General features: G+C 64.4%; 18 protein-coding genes and 1 other annotated feature. Of the genes, 7 read left to right on the top strand and 11 right to left on the bottom strand.

Going from position 1 to position 25,401, the window contains the following annotated elements; genetic code table 11:
- Window positions 1–40: 40 nt before the first annotated feature.
- From B7L05_RS13775 to B7L05_RS13760, 4 genes are all read right to left on the bottom strand, one after another.
- Complete coding sequence (locus B7L05_RS13775; RefSeq protein ID WP_085810867.1) at window positions 41–697, bottom strand: MFS transporter; 657 nt, start codon at window positions 695–697, stop codon at window positions 41–43.
- Window positions 682–1,554 (bottom strand): MFS transporter, encoded by an 873-nt coding sequence (locus tag B7L05_RS13770; RefSeq protein WP_085810866.1) that lies wholly within the window; start codon window positions 1,552–1,554, stop codon window positions 682–684. The genes B7L05_RS13775 and B7L05_RS13770 overlap by 16 nt, the downstream gene beginning before the upstream one ends.
- A 312-nt stretch (window positions 1,555–1,866) precedes the next feature.
- The gene (locus tag B7L05_RS13765; RefSeq protein ID WP_085810865.1) at window positions 1,867–2,358 is read right to left on the bottom strand and encodes a hypothetical protein; all 492 of its coding nucleotides are present in this window, start codon (window positions 2,356–2,358) and stop codon (window positions 1,867–1,869) included.
- A gap of 10 nt (window positions 2,359–2,368) precedes the next feature.
- A complete protein-coding gene (locus tag B7L05_RS13760) occupies window positions 2,369–3,463 on the bottom strand; it encodes a zinc-dependent alcohol dehydrogenase (RefSeq protein ID WP_218776025.1) in 1,095 nt (364 codons plus the stop codon).
- 362 nt (window positions 3,464–3,825) lie between these two features.
- Window positions 3,826–3,881, top strand: a sequence feature (sul1 is cis-regulatory element that is thought to sense ions involved in sulfur or methionine metabolism; They are found in Alphaproteobacteria).
- A 62-nt stretch (window positions 3,882–3,943) separates the two neighbouring features.
- Between B7L05_RS13760 and B7L05_RS13755 the strand changes: the two genes are divergently transcribed.
- The 3 genes from B7L05_RS13755 (at window position 3,944) to B7L05_RS13745 (ending at window position 8,896) form a co-directional block, all read left to right on the top strand.
- On the top strand, window positions 3,944–5,440 hold the full coding sequence (locus B7L05_RS13755) for a SulP family inorganic anion transporter (RefSeq protein WP_085810863.1): 1,497 nt from the start codon (window positions 3,944–3,946) through the stop codon (window positions 5,438–5,440).
- Window positions 5,441–5,694: 254 nt separating this feature from the next.
- The gene (locus tag B7L05_RS13750; RefSeq protein WP_085810862.1) at window positions 5,695–8,526 is read left to right on the top strand and encodes a PAS domain S-box protein; all 2,832 of its coding nucleotides are present in this window, start codon (window positions 5,695–5,697) and stop codon (window positions 8,524–8,526) included.
- Between the two features lies 1 nt (window position 8,527).
- Window positions 8,528–8,896: a response regulator gene (locus B7L05_RS13745; RefSeq protein ID WP_179187228.1), complete on the top strand. Its 369-nt coding sequence runs from the start codon at window positions 8,528–8,530 to the stop codon at window positions 8,894–8,896.
- On the opposite strand, the gene B7L05_RS13740 is transcribed toward B7L05_RS13745, so the two are convergent.
- Both B7L05_RS13740 and B7L05_RS13735 read right to left on the bottom strand, forming a co-directional pair.
- Entirely contained in the window at window positions 8,882–9,670 is a 789-nt protein-coding gene (locus B7L05_RS13740; protein ID WP_085810860.1) for a Crp/Fnr family transcriptional regulator, read from the bottom strand. The genes B7L05_RS13745 and B7L05_RS13740 overlap by 15 nt on opposite strands.
- Before the next feature lie 109 nt (window positions 9,671–9,779).
- Window positions 9,780–11,180: a hypothetical protein gene (locus B7L05_RS13735; protein ID WP_144037300.1), complete on the bottom strand. Its 1,401-nt coding sequence runs from the start codon at window positions 11,178–11,180 to the stop codon at window positions 9,780–9,782.
- Between the two features lie 473 nt (window positions 11,181–11,653).
- Between B7L05_RS13735 and B7L05_RS13730 the strand changes: the two genes are divergently transcribed.
- From B7L05_RS13730 to B7L05_RS13715, 4 genes are all read left to right on the top strand, one after another.
- On the top strand, window positions 11,654–12,079 hold the full coding sequence (locus B7L05_RS13730; protein ID WP_085810859.1) for a hypothetical protein: 426 nt from the start codon (window positions 11,654–11,656) through the stop codon (window positions 12,077–12,079).
- A 603-nt stretch (window positions 12,080–12,682) separates the two neighbouring features.
- Window positions 12,683–13,483, top strand: coding sequence for a hypothetical protein (locus tag B7L05_RS13725; RefSeq protein ID WP_144037299.1), 801 nt, complete (start codon window positions 12,683–12,685; stop codon window positions 13,481–13,483).
- Window positions 13,462–14,619 carry an acyltransferase gene (locus tag B7L05_RS13720; RefSeq protein WP_085810857.1) on the top strand — a complete coding sequence of 386 codons (1,158 nt, stop codon included), beginning with the start codon at window positions 13,462–13,464 and terminating at the stop codon, window positions 14,617–14,619. The genes B7L05_RS13725 and B7L05_RS13720 overlap by 22 nt, the downstream gene beginning before the upstream one ends.
- 271 nt (window positions 14,620–14,890) lie before the next feature.
- On the top strand, window positions 14,891–16,234 hold the full coding sequence (locus tag B7L05_RS13715; protein ID WP_256926739.1) for a M24 family metallopeptidase: 1,344 nt from the start codon (window positions 14,891–14,893) through the stop codon (window positions 16,232–16,234).
- A 109-nt stretch (window positions 16,235–16,343) separates the two neighbouring features.
- On the opposite strand, the gene B7L05_RS13710 is transcribed toward B7L05_RS13715, so the two are convergent.
- The 5 genes from B7L05_RS13710 to B7L05_RS13690 all read right to left on the bottom strand — a co-directional run bounded on the left by B7L05_RS13710 (window position 16,344) and on the right by B7L05_RS13690 (window position 25,284).
- A complete protein-coding gene (locus B7L05_RS13710; protein ID WP_256926738.1) occupies window positions 16,344–17,696 on the bottom strand; it encodes a M24 family metallopeptidase in 1,353 nt (450 codons plus the stop codon).
- An 11-nt stretch (window positions 17,697–17,707) separates the two neighbouring features.
- The gene (locus B7L05_RS13705; protein WP_256926737.1) at window positions 17,708–18,952 is read right to left on the bottom strand and encodes a Xaa-Pro peptidase family protein; all 1,245 of its coding nucleotides are present in this window, start codon (window positions 18,950–18,952) and stop codon (window positions 17,708–17,710) included.
- A complete protein-coding gene (locus B7L05_RS13700; RefSeq protein WP_085810855.1) occupies window positions 18,949–20,358 on the bottom strand; it encodes a M20/M25/M40 family metallo-hydrolase in 1,410 nt (469 codons plus the stop codon). The genes B7L05_RS13705 and B7L05_RS13700 overlap by 4 nt, the downstream gene beginning before the upstream one ends.
- 72 nt (window positions 20,359–20,430) lie before the next feature.
- Window positions 20,431–23,484, bottom strand: coding sequence for a TonB-dependent receptor domain-containing protein (locus B7L05_RS13695; protein WP_085810854.1), 3,054 nt, complete (start codon window positions 23,482–23,484; stop codon window positions 20,431–20,433).
- Between the two features lie 72 nt (window positions 23,485–23,556).
- Window positions 23,557–25,284: a hypothetical protein gene (locus B7L05_RS13690; RefSeq protein ID WP_085810853.1), complete on the bottom strand. Its 1,728-nt coding sequence runs from the start codon at window positions 25,282–25,284 to the stop codon at window positions 23,557–23,559.
- Window positions 25,285–25,401 lie beyond the last annotated feature (117 nt).

Genomic DNA, 25,401 nt, shown 5'->3' with positions numbered 1-25,401 from the left:
TCGCTGTGGCCGGTTGCGGCGAATGGCGACACAACATGCATTACGAAGGCCGCCGCGCCGCCTGTGCCGCACGGGCGCGGCGCAGCCGGATGCCGAGCCGCGCGTCGCGCAGCAGCGCACCCGGCAGATCGGTCGCGGCGCGCAGCCCAGCAACGGACGAGATATTGCGGATTGTGCGGCGGGTCTCGTTGATGATCTGGTTGACCATCTCGCGCCGCTCGATCTCGCCGTGCTCCGCCACCAGCGACAGGCGGTGGATGGCATAGAGCCCGATGCCGCCGGCGATCAGGAAGTAGAAGTCCCACGCGGTGATGTGGATCGGCAGCGCGAAGACGCCGCTCGGGCTAGACCAGCGCGCCAGCAGCTCGAAACGACGTGCCGCGAACACTTCGGCAAGCAGGCCGCCGACGATCGGCGCGATGCCGGCGGATACCGCCGTCGCCATCGCGCTCGCCGCGACATAGGCGGTGGCGGATCCCTTGGGCGACAGCTTCAGCGCGATGTTGGTGCTGGTCAGCGTTACGCCCGCGATCGACGCCCCCATGACGATGTGCAGCGCGACCAGCCACAGCTTGACCAGCCCGCGCGTATCGAACTGCGATGCGCCGATCATCGCGACGATCGCCAGGATGTAGGCAGGGGCACAGACCGCCAGCACCGATTTGTTGGCATAACGGTCGCTCAGCGTTCCCCACATCCGCAGCGCGCCGATGTTCGCGATCTGGCTGACCAGCCGAGCAGCATCACGAAGCTGACGTTGAAGTGCAGCTGGCGGACGATGAACACGGTGAAGAACGGCGTCGCGAAGTTGATCGCGAACTGCCAGCTCGCGACGAACGCCAACAGTCGCCGAAAGTTGAGATCGCGCAGCGGCTCGCGCAGCAGCGCAACCAGCCGCACCGGGCCCGCGGCGGGCGGCATCAGCGGTTCGGGCATGGCGGCAACGACCCGCGCGCTGATCAGTCCGGTGACGCAGCCGACCGTGAACATCCCGGCGAACACCGCGTCTCGCGCCGTCGAACCCGCTGGCGTGAGATCGAGCGCCAGCGCGGCGACGAGCCCGAGCAGCAGGCTGATCGCACCGAGCCACGCCGTCCGCCGGGCGAAGACGCGGCCAAGCCGCTCCTCCGGCGCGAGGTCGCGCATCCAGGCGTTCCACGCGCATGCCCCCAACGCGCCCAGCCCGCACAGCGTGATCTGCGCGATGAGGAACAGGATGAGCGGCAGCGTGCCGGTGTGAAACGCCAGAACCGCCATCAGCGCCAGCATCGCACGGCCGATCAGGCTAGAGACGACGGCGATCATCTTGCGCCGCCGCCAGCGCTCGACCAGCGTAATCGCCGGCACCTGCAGCAGCTGCGCAAGGAACGGCGCGCTGGCGAGCACGCCCACCATGACGTTCGAGGCGCCGAGATGCAGCGCGAAGGCGGTGAGGATTACGCCGCTGGTTAGCGCCGCGGCGCCGCCCGAGAAGGCCGCCTCGATCACCAAAAGGCGCAGGCCGCGCTCGCGTTCTGCCTCCGACAGGACCTGTTGCGGCGCTAACCCCAGCATCGCCCGCCAACGCGCCCCTACGAAGCGAGGTTGCCCCTAATCTCACTCACCTAAAGCAACTTGTTCGACACCAAATGCCGAGTCCGTCAGGTCGTTGGACGTTTCACGGTATAAGTACGCGACCGCAATGCGCCGAGGCACGCCGACACTCTCCAGCAAAGTTTTCCTTGGTACCTTCGGTGCTGAGCGGCAGAGAGATTACCGGCCAAGCCAGGGTACAACAGTAACGATTAATCACAGCGCGGCTGGGCCGTGATGGTCAGACACGGCACGATTGAAATAAACTGGCAGCCGTTGGGTCGAGCGGCAATTTCATGGCGAGCTCGCTGCTCCTTTCCGGCGCAGCGCCGCCACAAGCAGCGCACCAACGGCGACACCCGCGGCGCTCTTAAGGACCAGCCCCTTCTTGTTGTGCTGCCATTCGGCGCGCACGCCCATCTCCGCCGGAACGTTGGGCACGCGTCCCTGTTTAAGATCGTCCACCACTCCTTCCGCTACGCTCACCCGGTCGGCGCCCATCAGCATCAGCCAGTGGAACCAGTCGGACTCGCTGCGCTTGAACGCGGCGCGCCGGATGATGCCCGACAAGCCGGTGGGCGGCGAGGACGTGCCCGTCACGGCCGGACGGCGATTGTGCTCGATCGACTGCAGCACCTCGACGCCGGGATCCTGGACGGCCGGCCGCTGCCAGTTCAGCCCTCGTGTCTCCATCTCCTCGCTGTGGCGCATCGGATAGCCCGGATCGTTCTCGGGATCCGCATCGACGCCCCAGCCCGGGACCGTCGCGGTATCGATTCTGCTCATCGCGTGTTCCTCAAAAGCCGTTGGGCAGCAGCACGGGCTTGATGCAACCATCGAGCTTCGCCGAGAACAAGTGGTACGCGTCGGCGATCTCCTCCAGCGGCACGCGGTGCGTGATCATCGCCTTGGGATCGATGTGGCCCGCGCGGATATGCTCGATCAGGCGGGGCAGCAGCCGCTTCACCGACGCTTGGTTGGCGCGCACGGTGATGCCCTTGTTCACCACATTGCCCATCGGCACGATGTTGCCGGTGGGGCCGTAGACGCCGACGATCGAGACGATCCCGCCCTTCTTCACCGAGTTGATCGCCCAGTGGAGCGCGATCGCGTTCCCCGCTTCCCATTTCAGATAGACGCCGAACAGCCGCTGCAGCTTGCTGCCCGCCGCGTCGCCGCCAACGGCGTCGATGCACACGTCCGCGCCCAGCGAGTCGGTCTGCTTCTTGATGAAGACCGCCATGTCGTCGATCTCGCGAAAATTGTAGACCTCGGCCGGTGCGAACGTGCGCGCGAACTCGAGCCGATAATCGAGGTGATCGATCACGATCACGCGCCCGGCGCCGAACAGCCAGGCCGATCGTGCCGCCATGAGGCCGACCGGCCCGGCGCCGAACACCACCACCGTATCGCCCCGCCGGATGCCGCCCATCTCGGCCGCCTGGTAACCCGTCGGTACGACGTCGGTCAGCAGCACGGCATCGTCGGGATCCATCCAGTCGGGGATCACCATCGGGCCGACATCGGCATAAGGGACGCGCACGAATTGCGCCTGGCCACCGTCATAGCCGCCGGCAGTGTGCGAGTAACCATAGATGCCGCCGACCGCCGTCGCTTGCGCGTTCGATTCGTGGCAGTTGCCGAACAGCCCCTGCTGACAGAAGTGGCATTTGCCACAGGCGATGTTGAACGGGACGAGGACGTGATCGCCGACCTTCAGGTTGCGCACTTCGGGGCCGACCTGCTCGACGATGCCGCAGAATTCATGCCCGAACGTCTGCCCGACGCGCGTGTCTGGGACCATGCCGTGATAGAGGTGGAGATCCGATCCGCAGATGCACGACCGTGTGACTTTCACGATCGCATCTTCGGGATGTTCGATGACCGGCATCGGCCGCTCGTCGGCGCGAACTCGGTAGGGCCCGCGATAATTCATTGCCAACATTGCGCCGCTCCGTCCCGCTTGATGCTGACGGATCAAGCGAGCCGGGTCGCGATCGTTCCCAGTTATTGCTTGAGATTAGGCAGTTATCTCGATCGGCGTCTTGTTACTGAGTGTCGGATTTTACCAATCCGTCCTCTCCGACGCACCACGGGCAGCGCCACCGTTCTCCGAAAGCTTACTGTTAGCTTTCGGCCGAGAGTCGGGGACGCGCCGGCAGCAACGACTGCCCATCAAGCCGCGGTGGCGACAGCAAGGGCGCGGCCGCATTGCATCTGACCGAATGGCTCGTGTAGACTACAGGCTACTCGCAAGGACCCGGTGGAATTCCGGGTGGCTATGCCGGCCGCCGATCCGCCGGACAACATCACACATGCCAATCCATCCATGCGCCCGCGTCGGCGCCATGTGCCTTGTTGTGGATATCCAATGAATACCGATCTCACTACCTACCGCCGTCAGTGGTTCACTGACGGCGCCGCCGCCCGCCGCGACATCATGGCCGGCATCGTCGTTGCCCTCGCGCTCATTCCCGAGGCGATCGGTTTCTCGATCATCGCCGGCGTCGATCCGCGGATCGGCCTCTACGCTTCCGTCGCGATCGCCATCACAATCTCGCTGATCGGCGGGCGTCCCGGCATGATCTCCGCAGCGACCGCGGCTGTTGCCGTTCTCGTGATCCCGCTCGTCCGTGAGCACGGGGTCGCGTATCTGTTCGCCGCCACCATACTCATGGGGCTGATCCAGATCGTCGCCGGGCTGCTCCGCCTCGACCTCGTGATGCAGTTCGTGTCACGCTCGGTCATCACCGGCTTCGTCAATGCGCTCGCCATCCTCATCTTCATGGCGCAGCTGCCGCAGCTGACCAACGTCGGCTGGGACAGCTACGCGTTGGTCGCGGGCGGCCTCGCCATCATCTACGGCCTGCCGCGCGTCACCAAGGCCGTGCCGTCGCCGCTGGTCGCGATCCTCGTCCTCAGTGCGATCAGCATCGGCCTGGGCCTCAGCGTCAACACGGTTGGCGACATGGGCAAGCTGCCGGAGGGACTGCCGACCTTTGCTCTGCCGAACGTCCCGCTGACGCTTGAAACGCTGCGGATCATCCTGCCCTATTCGTTGACGATGGCCGCGGTCGGTCTGCTCGAATCGCTGCTCACCGCGCAGATCGTCGACGACATGACCGATACCGACAGCGACAAGCGCGCCGAGTGCGCAGGCCAGGGCGGATCGAACATCGTCGCCGCCTTCTTCGGCGGCATGGGCGGCTGTGCGATGATCGGACAGTCGGTCATCAACGTTAGCTCCGGTGGTCGCGGACGCCTGTCGACCTTCGTCGCGGGTGCGTTCCTCCTGTTCCTGCTGGCGGTGCTCGGGCCCTTCGTTGGCCGGGTGCCGATGCCGGCGCTCGTTGCGGTCATGATCATGGTGTCGATCGGCACGTTTAGCTGGAATTCGATCGCCAACCTGCGCCGCCATCCGCCAACCTCGTCGGTGGTGATGCTGACAACGGTCGTGGTTGTTGTCGCGACCCGCGACCTATCGCTCGGCGTCCTCGCCGGCGTCCTGCTCTCCGGCATCTTTTTCGCGGGCAAGGTGCAACGGATGTTCGCAGTGAAGCGTGAGGAAACCGCGGACGGGTTCGCTGCCATCTATCATGTAACTGGCGAAATATTCTTCGCATCGGTCGACCGGTTCACGCGTGCGTTCCAGGCGGACGAGGCGGCGCGACGCGTTGTAATCGACGTTACCCGAGCGCACTTCTGGGACATTTCAGGTGTCGGTGCGCTCGACAAGATCGTCGCCCGGCTGCGCCGCGCCGGGCGCAATGTCGAGGTCATCGGCTATAATCGCGCGAGCGCGGACCTCGTTGATCGCTTCGCGCTCCACGACAAAACTGGCGTTGAAATTGGGCTGGCACCGCATTGAGGCAAATTCCAGCCCAACTTCGGACGAGCCACCGTACATTTTTGCTTCGATCCCCAGCCGCGCGCGATTGAAAGCTGACGATCTTGAAAAAGGACGAATGTTAGCGCCTGCAGACGACGACCAATCCTTTCGAAGCCATTGATAAACGGGATCAGTCCTTTTTTGGGGGCACATCACGCCGAGTTTGCGCGTATTAGGTCGTCGGCTCGAGGTTATGCTTTGGTACGCGCGAGCCAGGGCGCGGGAGGCGGAGAGTGCCGAACCAGGCTGAACTGATCAAGCGGCAGCAGATTCTAGCGGACTTCGGCGAGTTCGCGATCCGGTCAGATGTACTGGACGAGGTGCTTACAGAAGCGTGTCGCCTCGTTGCCGAGGCAATGGGTACCGGCCGAGCAAAGGTTCTGGAGATCCAGAAGGATCGACAGGAGTTACTCGTGCGGGCGGGTGTCGGCTGGGCGCCGGGCGTCGTCGGTACCGTGCGGCTTCCCATGAACGATCGATCGTCCGAGACCTATGCCATCAAGGTTGCAGCGCCGATTATCTCGCGCGATCTCGCCGCCGAAACGCGCTTCGACATACCCAACTTCATGAAAAATGCTGGCATTATGGCGCTCGTCAATGTGCCGATCTTTGTGCCGGGCCAGCGCCCTTACGGCGTGCTCCAAATCGATGCCACCGCGCCGCGCGAGTTTGGGGCCGACGAGATCCAGTTTTTGCGCACCTATGCGATGATCCTGGGCCCGGTGATCGATCGGCTTCACCTGCGTGAGGAGCGCATCGCCTTCCAGGAGCGTCTTGAATCAAGCGAAGCTCTCCATCGCCTGCTGGTCGACAGCTGGGCCCAGGCAGTCTGGGAAGTCGATGCAAACGGCGTCGTGATTACCGATAGCCCCAGCTGGCGCGCCTATACTGGCCAGACGGTGGAAGAGTGGCTCGGCTACGGCTGGCTCGACGCCATCCATCCCGAAGACCGCTCCCACGCGGAACGGCAGTGGCGCGCGGCGATCACTGCCACGCAACCGGTCGATGCGGAGTTTCGCGTTCGCGCACCGGATGGCGGGTGGCGTTGGACCAACGTCCGCGCCGCTCCCGTGCCCGGTGCGAGCGGCACGATCAGGAAGTGGGCGGGGATGAACATCGACATCGATGCTCGCAAGCAAGCGGAAGCAGCGCTTCGTGATAGCGAGGACCGGTATCGCTCGCTCTTCGAGAGCATGGATGAAGGTTACCTGCTTGCCGATGTGATCCTCGACGAGAACGATGCGCCCGTCGATATTTGTTTCGTGCAGGCAAACTCGGCGGCGATACGGATTGCCGGGCGCGATTTCACGGGTCGGCGCATGCGCGATATCGACCCCGACTACGAGCGGCACTGGTATGAGGTCTATGCCCTGGTCGCCGTCTCCGGCGAGCCCGTTCGCACCGAGTTTTATGCCGCGCCGCATGGACGGTGGTTTGACTTTCGGCTCGCCAAGGTTGGCCCATCGCACAGCCGACGCGTCGCCTGCGTTTTTCAGGATATTACCGAGCGAAAGCTTGCCGACGCAGCGCTTCGCGACAGCCGGCAGGCGCTCGCCGCCGATCTGGCGAGCGCTGAGCTGCTTCGCAGCCTGGCGGAGCGACTAATGCCGGAAAGCAGCCTGCAGTCGATCTATGACGAGGTTCTCTCTGCGACCATCGCGATTACAGGCGCGGACGCGGGCACCGTCCAACTCTACGATCCAGCGACAATGACGCTGGACATGATTGCCAGCCATGCCTTCTCCAGAACAATCATCGACTACTTCGATCGGGTCGACGCGACCAGTCGAACCGCTTGCGGGCTCGCTTTGAAAACGGGCGAGTATGCTTTCGCCGACTTCCCCGGAGAGGCGGCTGATACAGGGTGCAAGCTGCTCGCCGGTGAGGGCATCCGAGCGGCCGTGGCCTATCCCTTGATGTCGCGCAACGGCGCGCCGCTCGGGATGCTGAACGCGCATTGGCGCCGCGCGGAACACCGCCCGAACGAGCGGGAGCTGCGCTTCCTTGGCGTGCTCGCGCGCCAGGCCGCAGACTTGATCGAACAGCGGCGCAGTCACAGCGCGCTACACGAGAGCGAGGAGCGGCAGCGCGCACTGATCGAGGGTCTGCCACAGCTCGTATGGCGTGCCAGCACGCCCGGCAACTGGACCTGGGCGAGCCCGCAGTGGACCAGATTCACTGGTCAACGCGAAGAAGATAGTCACGGCTGGGGTTGGCTTGCCCCGCTTCACCCCGACGATCGAGAGGCGGCTCGCGCCGCATGGGCCGTTGCCGTCGAACAGGGGAGCTTCGAAGTCGAATATCGCGTCTTGTTCAAAGCAGCGAACGCCTATCGTTGGGTTCAGACACGCGCGACGCCGATACGCGATGGCTCGGGTGAAATCATCGAGTGGCTCGGCACGTCCACCGATGTCGACGATCTTCGGCGGCTGCAGGAGCGGCAGCAAGTCTTGCTGGCCGAGCTTCAGCACCGGGTGCGCAACATCCTGGCGGTGACCCGATCCATGATCAGTCGGTCGAACGACGGTGAGCGATGCACCGAAGACTATGTCGCGCACCTGCAAGGCCGGATCGCCGCGCTCGCGCGGACGCAGGTGCTGCTGACACGAAGGGCTGGAACCAAGATCGATCTGGAATCCCTGATCCGCGACGAGATCGTGGCACAGGCAGCATCGGAGGATCGGATCAGCTTGACGGGCGAGGACGTTGCGATTTCACCCAAGACCGCCGAGGTGCTGACGCTTGCGATCCATGAACTGGCGACCAACGCGACCAAATACGGTGCCTTCTCACGTGGTTCCGGCAGGCTCGATGTCAGCTGGCAGGTCGAGGCACGCGACGGTTCGCGATGGCTGGTGATCCTCTGGCGGGAGCACGGCGTGCCGATCGTCGATGCCGTACCGCGCCGAGAGGGGTTTGGGACGGAATTGATCAGGCGACGCATCCCATATGAGCTCAAGGGCTACGGCAGCGTCGAACTCAGGCCAGGCGGGTTGGCAGCCCGTATCGAGTTTCCGCTCGTCGACCACGAGAGCATCCTTCAGACCGACGCAGGAGGACGGTAGCATGACAGAGCCGACGCTGCAGGACGCTAGAGTGCTTATCCTCGAGGACGATTACTATCTCGCGACCGATCTTCAGGCGGCGCTGGAAGCGGCGGGTGCTGAGGTCGTAGGCCCGTTCGCTGATCCAGCGGACGCGGCTCACGCGCTACGATCGAAGCCGCCGAACTGCGCGCTCGTCGACCTCAACCTTGGCCGCGGGATCGATTTCGAACTGCCGCAGGAACTCGCGCGACAGTCGATCCCGTTTGCGTTCGTGACCGGGTACGACCGGGACGCGATTCCGGACGCGTTCGCTGGAACGGCGAGGGTCGAGAAGCCCGTCGCCCCGCACAAGGTCGAGGAGATCGTACGGCTGTTATTGGCTGTTTAGCGCATATGGCTCCGCATGTCGTAGCGCATGGCCGGCAACCGCGTCTGGCAGATGGAGATAATGAGGATCGAACTCTCCTGCGCGTACCAGACCCTGCCAATCGAGGACGGTGGTTTCTCGACCCGAACTTTCGAGCAGCCCTTCGCCGCGTAGCGACTGCATCATCCGGTTCACGTGCACCGACGTCAGGCCGAGCGCATCGGCGATCTGATCCTGGGTTATGGGCATCGGAAAGCGGCCGTCGATGAACGTGCCGATCTGGTTCGATCGCACCGCGAGTTCACAGATCAGATGGGCAAGGCGTACCCGCGCATCGCGTCGGCCAACGTTTACGAGCCAATGCGCGACGATGTTGCCGTCGATGACGCACTCCCGCCACAGAGCGGCACTCACGCCGGGAAAGCGCGCGACCAGATCGCGAAGGGCGGCATGCGGGATCTGAAGGATGGTTGTGGACGTAAGCGCGACCAGCGGCGCAGGAGCAGCCGGAAGCATCAGCGAGTGAAGATCCACCATGTCGCCTGCCACATGCATCGAGACGATCTGGCGAGCCCCGTTTAATACCTGGGCGAACCTTGCGACGATGCCATTGGCCACGAGACAGGCATGATCTGCCGTATCTCCAAGCCGCACGATCTCGCGATGCGGCTGCACCTGTCGCGGCGTCACCGGCAAGCCGAGGATGCCATCGCGCTCCTCGTCGTTCAGCTTGGATCGGCCCTCGACCTTCGCGAGGAAAAGCTTCAGCGGGTCGGGTCCCTTGAGAAAACTCATCGTCGGTCCTCCGCAAACCGCCTCCACAGAGACCGGAGGATGACAATTAGTCTATAATGCAGGTTGCACTTTCACTTAAAGCCTCATCAGGACGGATCTAGTTCGCGCGTCAGCCCGCGCGCCGAACCGCAAACGCGCGGTCGGCGCCAACGTCCGCGTTTGCAAAGCGAAGCATGCCGTCGCTTGATAGGCAATTCTGCGAGTTGATCGCGACGCCGGTCACTGTATCCCATGCGACAACGTCATAACGGCCAGGCGGCATCGGCAGTGTGACGGTTTGGCGCGAGCCGCTGGCGACCTGATGAGCGACGCGGCCATCCGCCGTCCGGTGGCCGCGACGAACAAGCCAAACGACGGCCTGATCGTGGTCGCTGCACGCAACCGCGTGGAAACCCGGGGCACGAACAGCGGCAGGTGTCCGGGCAAAGCGCTGCCAGTCGATCAGCGGCTGGAAACGCGCCATGGCAGCTTGCGCGCGGCGCATGCCGGGCGTCAGTATGTGCGGGTGGCGGTTCGGCCAGCGCATGCCGCCCCCCGCCCCGCCGCTTGCCAGGTGAGCCCAGCTGATGTGCCGAAAGTACTCGTCATCGAAATCTTCAGGTAGCGTGCGTCGCTTGTCCTTGAAGCGGTGGATCGGGCCGTGCTCGGTATCGAGGAAGGGCCGCCCGTCGCCGATTTCGGACAGGCAGCGGCGAACGATGCGGGCCATCGCCAGCGCCGGCGTGACGGTATCGCGGGGATCGTCGATGCTGCCCGAGCGATAGATATGGATCGTCGCGAAATCGAGATTGGGGTGGCGGAAGATCGGCTCCGCAAGGGGGAGGTCCGGACGCCAGTCCAGCTCCGGCCCGAACAGCGACACGGTCTGCGGATGGCTGCGACCATATAGTCGCTCCTCCAACCGGCGGACGTGCTGCGAGAGATCGGCGATGAATTCACCGAAGCAGTCGGCACTATCGCCGGCCCAAGCGTGATGGATCTCGTTCCACAGGTCCCAGGCAAATAGCGCGCCGGAGCTGCCCCAGCGCGTCACCATGAAGGTAAGCCGCGCCTTGATCGCGGCACGCGCGGCAGGATCGGGCAACAGGGCCGACAGCCGGGTGACCGGTCCGCCGTTCGCCGCATTCCACGGATGGTGGCGCCACCGCAGGTACGTCCAAAAGGTGTCGACCGGCGTCAGCAGAATGCGCAAGCCCACCCGCTCGCACATCGCGAACAGATCGTCCCACAGCTGCACCATGGCGGGCACAGCGCTGCCGTCGGGCCGCTCGAGGTAGCGGTGTCGGCCCTGCGCATATTCGACCATCAGGCGCAGACAGGTGACGCCATGGTCGGCAAGCCATACGAGGTGGCGCTCGACCGCGGGCAGGTCACGCCGCCGGAACAGTGGGGCGAGTTCCGGCCAGGTTATCGCATCATTTTGGCCGATCGGCGTCCAATCGACATTGCGATCGTCGACGAAATACGGAGCGTCTTGGGCGACGCCGATCCAGGGAAGAGCGGGAGACACGCGCGCGTCCTGCCGCAATATGCCCACCCGGCAAATATCCCGTGTTTATGCGCGCTGCCAAGATCGATGGACCTGATCCAATATAGAAGCCGAGGACCTCGGCCGGCACAAAGCCTGATCAAAGGAAACGAGATCTGCGGATCGCCGGCGCGCCACGGGTGCAAACGCACAGCTAATGCTGATCATTTAACTCTGTTTCTGCCCAACCGGACTTCAGCGAGCGCACGCCTTTCGCCCTTTCATCTTCTGAAGCTTCAGCTTTACCCTGCTTTATTTATATAGGTTATGGCGTTTGTTAGCGGTGTCCGGAACGGGACCGTTGCCTTTCGGTTTTGGACACGTGCCGCCATGAAGCGGCGCCTGTGAGAGGACGTGCGATGACCCAAGTATCTGCTTACTTCGACAGCCACTCCGAAGCCGAACGCGCCGTTGCGGAGCTTCGCTCGCTAGGGGTTCAAGACGCAAATCTATCAGTGCTTGCTCATCACAACGGCACCACGACGGCACGATCGGGTGATGGCGAGATTACAGACGAGCATCACCGCAACGTGCTCCGCGGCATTCTTGGCGGCGGCGCGCTTGGTGCAGGTCTCGGCGTGATTGCACTTGCCATACCCGGTGTTGGTCCGCTTGCCGCAGCCGGTGCGATCGCCGCCTCCGCGGTGCCTGAGGCGATCGGGATCGGCGCGGCGGTCGGTGCTCTTGGCGGCACGCTGAACGAGACGTTGACCAAGCACGGGGTCAGCGAGGCGGACGCCAGCTATTATGGCGATCGTCTGAAGACCGGCGGTGCGATTGTCACCGTTCAAAGCGGAAGCGCGGACGATCAGCAGGTTCAGGACGTGCTGTACCGCCATGGCGGGCACAATTCGTCACAAGCTCGTTCAGCTACGCTTTGATTTTAACCCGGGCGGCCTTGTGTCGCCCGGCTTCACGGTTCGATGGTAATCGGCCACCAAGCCTTCAAGACGCAAATCGCCGTTGCGCGATCACCTTGGGTTGAACGCGACAACAGCGGCATTCCACTCTCGTGACGCCCGCGCAGGTGCATCAGCCGCGCTACCCTTCCACGCTTCGCCTATTTTTCTAACAAGTCGATGCACGAGCACACGCACGATATCGCTCCATATCAGAGGCTTCGAACATGCCGGATGCTAGATAACCTGGCGCGCGCAAGCGCCGCGTCGAAAAGGCAGGCGCACTCGTAAATATCGGCTTGGGAATGCGGTCGCGGCTAGCCGCCAGTCTTCGCCAGCGCAGTGATTTCAAGCCGCATGGCCGGCACGCGGACAGACCAACCCTCATGCGTCTGATCAGGCGGTTGGTAAGACGAGATTTTCTGAGCATGATCACCTCCTTTCAACGAAGGAGCGTGGATAAAGCGGCGACGAATTTGCTACCGGCGATGTCGCGCTATCGCCGCCGCATGATCGAGCCGCTATCGAGGCCCCTGACCGCGCTTTCCTTAGGAGCAAGTTTTGGCCGCCCGTGGACGTTTGATCGTGATTGCGCTGTTGGTTGTGGTCGCGCTGGTTGTCGGTGTCCTCGCTGCACCTTTTGCGTTTCGCGCCGGCGGCAAGGGCGATCGCATCACCGTCAAGGCACGAACGACCTATACGGCAGGGAAATATTACGGCTTTGTCTCACCGTGGGCGGTCGACGATCAGCCGATCCTGCGCCGGTGGGCCAATTTTTCGGAAACGATGTGGGTCGATCTTCGCGCTTTTCCCGCCCGGACACGCTTCAATTGGGCATGGCCGCCCTATGCGCCGCGCAATGGCCCAGGGGTATGGGGTTACCATCACCTGGGCTACGGCAATTACGACGGCGGCGTACCGGAGACACCGGTCACCCCGCGCCGAGTGCGCGACATTCGCGTGCTGAAGACGGCATTCGCCTGGACGGGTGATTTCCGCTTCGGCGACGCGACGATATTGACCGAATTTTACCTACGCCGCGATCCGCGCGAGAACGAATCGAAGCGGCTCGAGATCGGCTGGTTCTTCCACGTCGCTCCTGCCACGCGCAGCTTCGTCGCCTCCGGGCGTCAGCTCGGTCTCTATACCGATCCTGCTGGGCGTCCATGGCGCGCAACATTGCAGGACCGCTTTCTTACCTTCTCGCCGGCCGACGACGGCGACGTGCCGGCGGGCATCCTCGACATGCGCCATGCGCTCGACTGGTTGGTCGCCAAGCGGTTGGCTCGGCCCGAAGACTGGGTGTCGGGCGTCGCCATCGGCGCTGAACCGATCAAGGGTTTCGGCAGCGTCGAGATCACACGGTGGCAGGTGCAATTTCAGTGACGTCGGGGCGCGGTCACGCAGCAGACCCCGTTTCACCCGATCCGCTCACCCCGCCCCTGATCGAAGAACGGCGCGCGACGGGTGATGCCAAACCGTTCTTCGCAACGCTCGACGGGTTGCGCGGCATCGCGGCACTCGCCGTCGTTACTTTTCACTACAAGTCGATGCTTGCCGGCTGGTCGTTCGCAAGCGCCTATCTCGCGGTCGATATGTTCTTCATCGTCAGCGGAATCGTGATCGACTATGCTTATGGCGCTCGGCTGGTCCAGGGATTGCGGGCCGGAAGCTTCATGGCGACGCGCCTCCTCCGGCTGATGCCGCTCTATCTCGTCGGCCATGCGATCGGCGTCGCCGTCGTGCTTCTCGGCCTGATCTCCGGCCAATCGCAGTGGACGCTGGGATCATTGGTGCCCGTTGCCGTGCTTGGGGCATTAATGCTGCCCAACATATTGCCCGCCCCACGCAGCGATCTGTTCCCGCTCGACATCCCGTGCTGGTCGCTGTTCTGGGAATTGTGCGTCAATCTCGTCTATGCTGCGCTGCTGCGCGGGTTATCGAGCAGGGCGCTGCTGATCATCTTCGTCATCGCGGAGGCCCTGCTCGCGCTCGCCGCCCAGCGTCTCGGCAGCATCGATTTCGGCAGCGAGTGGCGACATGCCGAACTTGGCGCACTGCGCGTGACGGCGGGGTTCACGATCGGCGTTTTGATCGCACGCGCCCACCGTCAGGGCCGTGTGCTTCCCCTTCGCCTGCCCGCGCCACTGATCCTTGTGCTCGCCACCTTGCTCCTCGCGCTGCCAGTATCGTGGGGATGGGCGAAAGACGTGCTGGTGACCGGCGTCGCCTTTCCTCTGCTGTGTGCTGCCGCGCTCGCCAGTCAACCCCGCACCGTCGGGCTCTACGCGCTGCTCGGAACGCTGTCCTACCCGCTATACATCGTACACGCGGTGCTCCCGGTCGAGCGTGGGGTGTCGATGCTCACCGGGCGAGACGGCGCATCCTTCGCGCCCGCCATTGGTATCGCCGCGTTGGTCGGTGCCTGCATTCTCGCGCTGCTGCTGGCCAAGTTTTACGATCGGCCACTGCGACGTCGTCTCGGCGCAACGCTTCGCCGCGATCGCATCGCTAGGCTCTGACCTTTGGCGGGCCGCGTAAACGGGCGACAGGTTTCACCTGACGGTCATCGAGCAAGCGTCGGTCACGCCCCCGCGCAGTCCTTTGAAACCAGCTAGCAGCCTTGATAGTGGCCTTGATGTCCGCGCAGCTTCGCGGATGCGCTAAGGCGCCGCACTCGATGTGGCGCGCCGGTGGGCTGGAGCCGCAACCTTGTCCCTTCACAACCTGTCCCGACAGCTTTAGAGTTCTTCTGTCGAACAAAAGTTCGCTTAACGAACAATGGGAGCTGATATGGGGGTATCGATCTTGGCGCTGGCACTGGCGGCAGGGCAGACGCCTGTTGCGGCGGATCTCCATGCCCACGCAATGCCGGCCATTCTGCCGCTCGAGCGGCGCGCGGAAACGGAAGATCGCTGGCTCAAGCTGCGGCTCGATCGCGTCCTGCCGACGCTGATGCGCCGCGACAAGGTGCAGATGTGGGTGCTCGTCGCTGGCGAGTATAACGAGGATCCCGTCGTCGAGACGATGCTGCCGGCAACCTGGCTTCACGCCAGGCGCCGCACCATCCTCGTCTTCTTCGATCCCGGCGACGGCAAGCCGATCGAGAAGCTCGCACTCGCGCGCTATCCGGTCGGCGACTTCAAGCCCGCGTGGAACCCCGACGAACAGCCTGACCAGTGGGCCGAGCTCGCCAGGATCATCGCCGCGCGCAACCCCGCGACGATCGCGCTAAACCGGTCGGAGGACTTCCCGCTCGCCGATGGCCTCAGCGCGACGCATTACGAGGCGATTGTGCACGCGATCGGCCCCGATTTCGCCAAGCGCCTCGTCAGCCCCGAGCGCCTGCCGCTCGGCTGGCTCGAGACGCGCATCCCCGAAGAGATGGCGAGCTATCCCACCATCTCGCGCATCTCGCACGCGATCATCGAGGAGGGTTTCTCCGAACGCGTCATCACCCCCGGCGTCACCACATCCGACGACGTCGTGTGGTGGTTCCGCAACCGCATCAACCAATTGGGCCTCGACACCTGGTTCCAGCCGAGCGTGGCGATCCAGCGCGCCGATGGCGGCGCGTTCAGCGTGCAGGAGATGGGCCATCGTGGCGCAACGATCATCATGCCCGGCGACATGCTGCACGTCGATTTCGGCATCACCTACATGGGGCTCAACACCGATATCCAGCGCCTCGCCTACGTCCTGAAGCCTGGCGAAACGCAGGCGCCAAAGGGGCTGCGCGACGGCATCGCGGCGATGAACCGCGTGCGTGCGGCGACGATCGCCGCGCTCAAGCCGGGGCGCACCGGCAACGAGGTGCTCGCCGCCGCGCGGCGGCAGGTCGAGGCGGAGAAGATCGACGGCACGATCTACTCGCACCCGATCGGCTTCCACGGCCACGCCGCCGGCGCGCCGATCGGCGCTTGGGAAAGCCAGGCGCCCGCGCCGCACCGCGGTGAGTATCGCATCGATCCGAACACCGCCTGGTCGATCGAGCTCAACGCGCAGGCCAACGTGCCCGAATGGGGCGGGCAGAAAGTGCGCTTCATGCACGAGGAGAACGGCTTCCTGTCGACCGACGGCAGCTTCCGCTTCCTCGACGGCGGGCAGGAGGATTTCATCCTGGTGCCGCGCCCTTGATCCCACGATGTCGGCGAAAAGAACGGGGCTCATCCCTTGCCGGGATGAGCCCCAGTGTACGGTCCGCGCCGCGGCCGGCGGCGCATTGCGCCGGCCGCGAAAGGGAAGCTCAGCGCGATCCGATCAGGTGAAACTTGGTCTGGCGCCCGTCGATGTAGCGGACGGTCTTGCCGTCGAAGAAGGCGTCTTCCTCACTCTTGAAATCGACCATTTGGCCGCCCCATTCGGGCACGGCCCTCGTCGCCATCAATTCGATCGACCAGGCGATGTTCGGCCGCAGCTTGTACGCGCCGGTCGGCACGAACTTTTGCTCTTCCGACAGGCCGATCGAGCTGCCCGCGCCGTGGCCATGATAGCCGATCGGGTGCGAGTAGATCGTCGGCTTCAGCCCCGCGGCGATCGCCTTGGCACGCGCGCGATTGAGCACCTCGTTGCCGGTCGCGCCGACGCGGAACTCGCTCGTCACCGCATCCTGGACGCGGTTGTTGTCGCGCAGCCCCGCCTTCAGCCCGGCGGGCGCATCGCTCTCGCCGTCGCGCAGCACATAGGCGACGTGCTGCGTATCGGTGCTGAAATTGAGATAGTGGATGCCGAAATCGACGCGCAGCATGTCGCCCTTCTGGATCACGCTCGCCTGCTCGCGCAGCACACCCGGCGTGCCCTTGCGCGTCACCTCTACCGACGGGTGGAACCAGGAAGCGAGACCGAGATCCGCAACACGCTGGCGGTACCACCAGACGAGATCCTCGTTGGTCGTCACGCCCGGCTTCACGACGGCGGACGAGAAGCCCTCGCCGATGATCGCATGCGCGACGCGCACGATCTCGGGATAGACCTTCATCTCTTCGGGCGTGCGCGTTTCCAGCCAGCCGATCGCCAGCGGATAACCCGAGACGACGCGGCCCTGCTGCTCGGGCGTCAGCGCCTTCATCAGGTCGGAATACTGGCTGTGCGTCAGCCCGTCGCCGAACGCCGTCAGCGAGGAAATGTTGAGCGCGATTTTCTTCGGGTTGCGCTCGGCGATCAGCTCGCGCACGCGGGCGAACTGGTCGGGCTGCTTTTCCATGTCCCACACGGGCTTATAGAGATTGCCCATGCCGTGCTTGCTGACGACCAGCCGCTCGACCGGCTGGCCCTCCCCCGGATCGAAATAGATCAGGATCGTCCGCCGCCGCGCGCGCAAATTGGTCGCGTTCAGCATCGTCGAGACGACCGGGTCTTCGAGATACTCGCGCGCGATCAGCACCCACATGTCGATGCCGTTCTCGCGCATCAGCTGCGGCAGCACGCTCTCGAAGCGGCGCTCGAGCCACGCGTCGCGCAGCTGCGCCTGATCGCGCAGGCTCATGATCTTGGGCAGCGCCGGCGACATCGACTGCTCGTCCTGCGCCATCGCGGTCGGCGCGAGCGTCATCAGGGCAAATGCCGCCGCCCCGCCCAACAGGCTCCTCGATCGTGGCATTGTCCCCCCCTTTATCCGAATGGCTTGTCGAGCGACGCGGGCGGCTGCGTGAAGAAGCGCGGCCCCTCGTCGGTGATGGTGAAGCAATCCTCGATGCGGATGCCGAACTTGCCCGGCAGATAGAGGCCTGGCTCGTTGGAGAAGCACATGCCTGGCGCCAGCGGCGTCGTCTCGCCGTGCACAAGATTGACCGGTTCGTGCACGTCGAGCCCGATGCCGTGGCCGGTACGGTGCGACAGGCCCGGCAGCGCGTAACGTGGGCCGTAGCCCAGCTTCTCGTAATAGGCGCGCACCGCATCATCGACACTGCCGGCCGGCGCGCCGACCTTCGCGGCGTCCATCGCCACCACCATGCCCTGGCGCATTTGCGCGAACACGCGGCGCTGCTCCGCCGTCGGCTCGCCGAAGACGAAGGTGCGCGACACGTCGGAGACGTAACCGTGCATGCTGCACGTGCAGTCCATCAGCACGACCGTGCCCTCGGCGAGCTTCAGCCGCTCCTTCGACCCGTGCGGCAGCGCGCTGCCCGGGCCGACCTGCGCGCTGCTCGATCCGCGCTGTCCGCCGTGGCGCGCGATCTGCGCCGTCATGATCGCATTTATGTCATCACCGGTCATGCCGGCGCGCACCTCGGCATGCGTCGCGCGATAGGCGGCGATCATGATGTCGTTGGCGCGTTGCAGCAGCGCGATTTCCGCAGGGCTCTTGATCATCCGCAACGCGTTGACCGGCCCGGCGCCGGATACCGTCTTAAGATCGGGCAGCAATCGGCGGATGCCGTCGACGATGAAGAAGCGCGCGGTCTCCTCCACCGCCAGCGTGCCCGCGCTCAGCTTCTTCTCCGATAGCCAGCCGGCGATCAGCGCGAAGGGGCTCTCGTCCTCCTGCCACACGCGCACCTCGCCCGGCACGTCGAGCATCTCGCGGATCGACGGCTCCTCGAAGAACGGCGTCACGATCAGCACCGGGCCGTCGGCCGGGATCACCGCCGCCGTGGTCCGCTCGCTGCGCCACCAGTCGATGCCGGTGAAATAGACGAGGCTCGATCCCGCCTCGACCAGCAGCGCAGACAGGTTCCGCCGGCGCAGCTCTGCCTGGAGCCGCGCGAGCCGTGCCACGCGCTCGGCGCGGCCGATCGGCGCGACGGGCACCATCGCCGGGCTCGGCGCTGCGCCGATTGCGGCCGGCGCAGCCGTGAGGGCAACCCCGGCCATAGCGCCGCCGCGCAGCAGATCGCGACGCGCGAGCGTGGTCACTTGGCGCTGCCCAGGTCGCGCAGCAGGGCATCCCAGTAATCTAGTTGCTTCAGATAGGCGGCGATCGGCACCCGCTCGTCGGTGCCGTGCGCGCGGCTGTCATCGGCGCCGAGCGCCAGCGCGCCAGCGCCGTAGGTCGGAATGCCGGCGCTGCGGAATTCGCGCCCGTCGGTGCCGCCCGACGACATGCTCGGCTTCAGTGTCACGCCCGGATAGGTCGCGTCCATCGCCTTCTGCAGCCGCGCGAACAGCGCCGGATTGACGGGCGAGACGGGGCTCGCAACGCCCTCGCCGACGAGCGATACGGCGATCTTGTCGTTGCCGATCGTCTCGGCAATCTTGCTGCGCACCGCCTCGACGTTCGTACCGGGAAAGATGCGGCAATTGACGTTCGCCGTCGCGTTCTGCGGCAGCGCGTTGGGCGCATTGCCCGCCTGTAGCATCGTCGCGACGCACGTTGTCCACAGGATATTGGCGTCGTGCGGATATTTTTCCGCTACGGCGCGCGCTGCGGCGTTGGTCGGATCAGCCGCGAGCGTCGTCAGCGCCTGGCCCAGTTCGCCGCCCTTCTCCTTCGCCATGTCGGCGACCATGATCCGCGTGATCTCGTTGAACTCGACCGGAAAGCGGAGCCCCTCCAGCTTCACCAGCGCGCGCGCGAGATCGTAGATCGCATTGTCGGCACGCGGCGCGGAGCTGTGCCCACCGGAGTTCTTTGCCGCGATCGCGAAGTTGGCGTAGGTTTTCTCCGCCGCCTGGATGTTGAAGCGATATTTGCCGTCGGCGCCGATCTGCCCCGAGCCGGCATCCGAGTTGAGCGCATATTCGGCGCGCGCGACCAGCGGATGCTTGGTCAGCGCGCGCGTCGTCATCATCCCGCTCTCCTCGTCGCCCGAGAAGGCAAGCAGCAGATCGCGCTCGGGCATAAAGCCCGCTTTCTTGAGCCGGATGAAGCTGGCGACCAGCGCGGTGACGCCGGCCTTGTTGTCGGTCGATCCGCGCCCATAGATGTAGCCGTCCTTCTCGGTCGGCACATAAGGGTCGGTCGACCAGTTTTCCTTGAGCGCGTCGACGACGTCCATGTGCCCGAGGAACGCGATCGGCTTCGCCCGCGGATTGCGCCCGGCGTAGCGCACGACGAGCCCCGCCGTCTTCTCGCCGTCGATCTCGACCGGCACGGTCTGAATGTCTTCGGCCGCGAAACCCGCTGCGCGCAGCCGGGCGGCATATTTTTCGATCAGCGCGGGCACCTGCCCGCGCCCTTTGGCGGTCGGCGTCGCGATCGCCTCTTCGAGCATCTGCCGCGCCATCGCGCGATCGGCGTCGGTTGCCGGCGCGGCCGTGGCGGTCCCCGTCGCGGACACAATCATCGCCAGTGCAGCCCCGGCATACCAACGCGCGTTCATCACTTAGTCCCCAGCTGATTATCGATTACCGGGGGCGTACCAGCGCACGCCCCCGGTTCAACCGTCACCGCATCAGAAGCCGACGTTGGCGCTGAGGAACAGGTAGCGGCCCGTCGCATCGTAGAATTGCGGGTAGGTGTTGCCGTTGCCGCCGTCCTCGATCGCCGCGGTGGTGGTGAGCGGCGGATCCTTGTCGAACAGATTGTTGACGCCGGCGCGGAAGACGAGGTCCTTGCGCACCTCGAACGACGCGGCGAGATCGAAGTAGCTGCGCGATCCGAGCCGCTCGTTCACGCCAGAGAAGCTGCCGGTCAGCGCCGGCTGATCACTCGTCTGCGCGATCTTGACCGCGGAGACGTAGCGCCACGTGCCCGTCAAGCTGAAGCGATCGGCCGGCGTCCACGTCGTCATGAACTTGTGCCGCCACTCGGGACGCGGGCGGCCGCAGAGCCCGGCGTACAGCCCCTTGCACTCGTAGATGTCGGCCTGCGGCGAATTGGGCAGCGGCACCGTCTTGTACGAGTCGAGGTACGTGCCGACGAGATTGAACGCGAGCCGCCCGGCGTTGAGGCCGAGATCGGCGAGGTTCATGCGATAATCGACCGCGACGTCGACGCCCTTGGTCTGCAGCGAGCCGGTATTGACATTGAAGCGCCGGAAGAAGCCGTTCTCGCCCTGCCACAGCGAGCCGCTGTCGGGGCTGCGCTGGATCAGGCTGCAGAAATACGGATCGCCGTTCGCTAGGCAGTTGGCGATCGACAGGTTCGGGTTGACGCTGCCGACGAGGTTCTCGACCTTGATGTCGAAATAATCGACCGAGATCGTCAGCCCGCGCACGAACCGCGGCTCGAACACCGCGCCCAGCGACAGCGTCTTGGCGGTTTCCGGATCGAGATCGGGATTGCCGCCGATCAGCGAGTTGAACTGCCCCGCCGGATTGTCGACGATGTTGCCGTATTGCGCCGCCGTCACGCCGGTGCGCGCGCATTGTGCGAACGTCGCGATCGGCGCCGCGCCCGAGCACGGATCGTACGACCCGTTGGCATTCTCGGTCAGCTCGACTTCGAACAGCTGCTGGCTCGAGAACAGCTCGATCACGTTGGGCGCCCGAACCGCGCGCTGGTACGACCCGCGCAGCCGGAAATCGCGCACTGGCGTCCAATTCAGCCCCAGCTTGTAGGTGTCGGTCTTGAACCCGCTGTCGTAATCCGAATAGCGGTACGCACCTTCGAACGAGAGCGTTTGCATGAACGGCACGTTCTCGACCAGCGGCACGATCAACTCGCCGAAGAACTCTTTCGCCGCAACCGATCCGGTGATCGGCAGCTCGGGGCTCGCCGCCGCCTGATAGATTTCGTCGGGCTGATAATCGACCGAGTTCTTGCGATATTCGTAGCCGAAGGCGACCGCGACGCCGCTCTCCGCGAACGGCGAGGTGAAGCCCCATTCGCCGAGGTTTCCGTCGATCGCCGCGACGATGTTGACGAGGTTGGTGTCACCCGTGATCGACTTGGTCTCGGCGACGTACCGCACCGCCTGGGCGCTCGCCTCCGGCCCGAAATAGTCGAGCGGCGAGCAATTGGGATCGTTGTTGTTCGGATTGGCGTCGGCGTTGATCGCGCAGACGATCTGGCCGGCCGAGTTGCGCACCGCGTTGAACGCGTTCGCCGTCCGCTGGCGATTGGCGTCGCCCAGGAAGCGGCTGCGGTAATTCACCTTCGAATAGAGGCCATAGACGTCATACTTGAACGGCCCGGCGATCTCGCCGCGCGCGCCGAGCACGATGCGATAGCTCTGGTGCTGAATGTCGTCCTGCCGGTTGCCGCCTTCGACGTTGCGCCGCGCAACGAGCACGCCCTGCGCGATCGAGGCGGGGCGGACGTAATTGCCCGCCGCATCGTAGACGCTCGCCGTGGAGAGGCCGCGGCTGGTGCACAGGAAGTTGGCCTGCTGCGCGCTTAAATACGGGTTGTCGCAGTTGATCCCGCTGATGCTGCCCGCGCCGACGGTGATGCCCGCACTGTTGGTGCCCGGTGCGATCTGTGCGACCGAGCGGTCTTCCATGAACGACGCCTCGAGATAGGGCTTGAAATTCTCGTTCACCTCGTAGTGCGCGGTTGCGCCCAGCGCGTAGCGCTCGTCGGGGCGCTGATAGTAATTGTACGGCGCGAAATTGTACGTCTGCGTACCGGCGACAAACTGGCGATCGCCGGTGGCGCGGAACGACGTCGGCAGGCCCGGAATGCCGCCGGCGTTGGTGAAGTTCGCCGGTGCGTTGGTGGCGGAGCCGCTGCACGAGAATTCGTTGCCCCCCGCACCCGTCGCGCCGAGCGCGCAGGCCGAGTAATCATAATCCGCCTGCAGGATCGGGTTGACCTTGCGGTAGGTCGCATAAGCGGTGACGTTGCCGCGATCGTCGTCCATGTTGCCGCCGACCACCGCCGACAATTCGGTGGTGAAGCCGTTCCAGATCGTCTTCTCCGGCTTCAGATACGCACCGGGCACGCGCGCGTTGTTGCGATCAAGCAGATCGCGCAGCTCGTCGCGGTCGTTGGTATGCTGGAAACCGGCGATGCTGCCGGTGAAGCGGATGCCGCTGAAATTCTCCATCAGCTTGAAATTGACGACGCCGGCGATCGCGTCCGATCCGTAGACCGCCGATGCGCCGCCGGTCAGCACCTCGACCGACTGGATCAGCGGCGTCGGCACCTGGTTCAAGTCCGACGGGATGTTCTTGGGCGAGCCGTACGGCAGCCGCCGGCCGTTGATCAGCACCAGCGTGCGCGACGGGCTGAGGCCGCGAAGGTCGACCTGCGCGGTGCCGGTCGCCTCATTTGAATTCGCCGCGCCCTGCGCCGCGAACACTTGCGGCAGCTGGTTGACGAGATCCTCGGTACGCACCGTGCCGCGTACCGCGAATTCCTCCGCTCCGACGGTCGTCACCGGGCTGACGCTTTCGAGGTTGGGCGAGCGGATGCGCGATCCGGTGACGACGATCTCGCCGTCCTCGCTCGATCCGGCGGCGATATCAGCTGCTGCATCCTGCGCGTGCGCCGGCAGGGCGACGCTGATGAACGCGGCGGCCGAGCATAAAAAGAACGTGCGTGATGGTGCCCTGGTGGACATGATTGAACTCCCTGATGATGGTTGATTGAGGCTATCCGCGCCGGCGTCCCCTCGCCGTGCGCGTTTGCCCGGTCACTTGTATCGCCAGCTGGTAAGGTCAGCCCCCTTGGGGGCCGCCGCTTCGATCCGCTGCAGGATCTTTGGCACGTACATCCAATTGTAGCGCAGTCGCCCGACCGAATTGGGCTGGGTCTTGTCGCCGTTCCAGCAATGCTCGTCGCGATCGCCGTACAGGATCTCGCCGCCGTACGCGGGCTTTGCCGTCTTTAGGAAATCCTCCATCAGATAGACGGCGTTGTTGAGATAGAAATTGTCCATGTCGCCAACATAGATGTTGATCTTGCCCTGCAGCTTGGGCGCTAGCTTCTGCCAGTCGCGCTGCAGAATGTGGCGCAGATCGTAATTCTCGCGCCAGTAGGCGGCGACCTTGGGGTCGATCTCGCCGGTCGCCTTGTTCCAGATCCGCTGCGGATAGCCGTCGGCGCCCATCGGCGAGTAGACCGCTTCCCAGATATCCCATTGGCCGCCGGACCGTGTCTTGTCGCCCAGCACCAGCTCAAGCCGGTTCTCGTCCTCGATCGTGTTCGACAGGTGGCCGAGATAATCGCGCTTCGCCGGCTTCGCGACCTTTCCGAACGGCCCGGTCCAGAAATAGGCGTTCTTGTCCTTGTAGATATCCGTCACCATTGTCTGACGGAAATCGATCGGATCGGGGCAGGCGGCGAACGCGCCGTTATACTGATCGGGATAGAAGACCTGCACCGCCAGCGCTTCCCATCCGCCAGTCGATCCACCGTAGAGGAAGCGTGACCAGCCCGCGCCGATGCCGCGGAACTTCTTCTCCAGCGCCGGGATGAAATCATAGGTGATCGCGTCGCCGTACGGGCCGATATTGGCCGAGTTCACGGCATAGCTGTCGTCGTAATACGGATTCGAGTGATCGATCTCAACGATCAGCATACGCGGGAAATCGGGCGACGTCCATTTCCGGTAGAAATCATACGCCTCGCGCTGCTCGGTGCGCTCGTAGCAGGTCTCGTTGATGAACCGCTTGCTCGGCGTGCACTTGATATTCGCATCGGGCGGGGTGGTGCGGAAGCCGCCGAAATCCTCGGGGAAGTGCCCGTGAAAGATTGCCAGCGGATAGCGCGCCTCGGGATGCTTGTCGAAATCCTTCGGGACCAGCACGTGACCGCGCATGTAGACGTCGCGTCCCCAGAACTTCGACAGCCGATCGGACTTGAACCTGAAGTGTCGGACGAATTCGGTGTCCTTCGGCTCATCGATCGGCGGCAGCACCTCGTTCAGCGCCAGCTTGATCTCGCCCGGCCGCTTCGGATCGAAATTGACCTTGAACGGCTTGCTGATGAGGTTGCCCGGCTCCTTGCGCCAGTTCTGCCCCGCCCCGCGCGCCGCGGGCAGCTTCACGACCTTGCCGTTCGCCAGCTTGAACGTGTCGTACTTATGCAGAACGGCCTGAACGGTGTAGGTGCCTGCGGGAACATCGGCCAGGCTGCGGCCGGGATAGCCGAGCACGTCCTTGCCGATCACGCGGGCCTGGCCGTTACGGAAATTCTCGACGTCGATGCCGAAGACCTGCGCGCTTTCGTAACTTGCGTCGACCTGGAAACGCGGCTCCGTCTTGTCGTCGGCAGCGATCACCAAGATCAGCCGACCTTCGTACGCGTTCTGCCCCGCCGCCGGCGCGGAAAGTTCAACCCGGAAGTCTTCCGCATGCAGCGCATGCGTCCCCGTCATCAGCGCCGCGACTGCAGCGCCGACTGCGAACGTCTTTCGCATGTCTTATCCCCTACCCGCGACAAGCTCCCCGCCTGGCCGCAACTCAAACTTGCCGCATCGCCGCATACTGTCAACGCATTTTTGATCGCATACCGAACGAGTGTTGCGATGGCGCAC

Origin of the sequence: Sphingomonas sp. TZW2008 (genome assembly GCF_002117915.1) — a bacterium.
In the GTDB taxonomy this organism is placed as follows: Bacteria; Pseudomonadota; Alphaproteobacteria; order Sphingomonadales; family Sphingomonadaceae; genus Sphingomonas.
The sequence above is the reverse complement of the archived record's forward strand: the minus strand, read 5'-3'. Positions and strand labels throughout refer to the sequence as shown.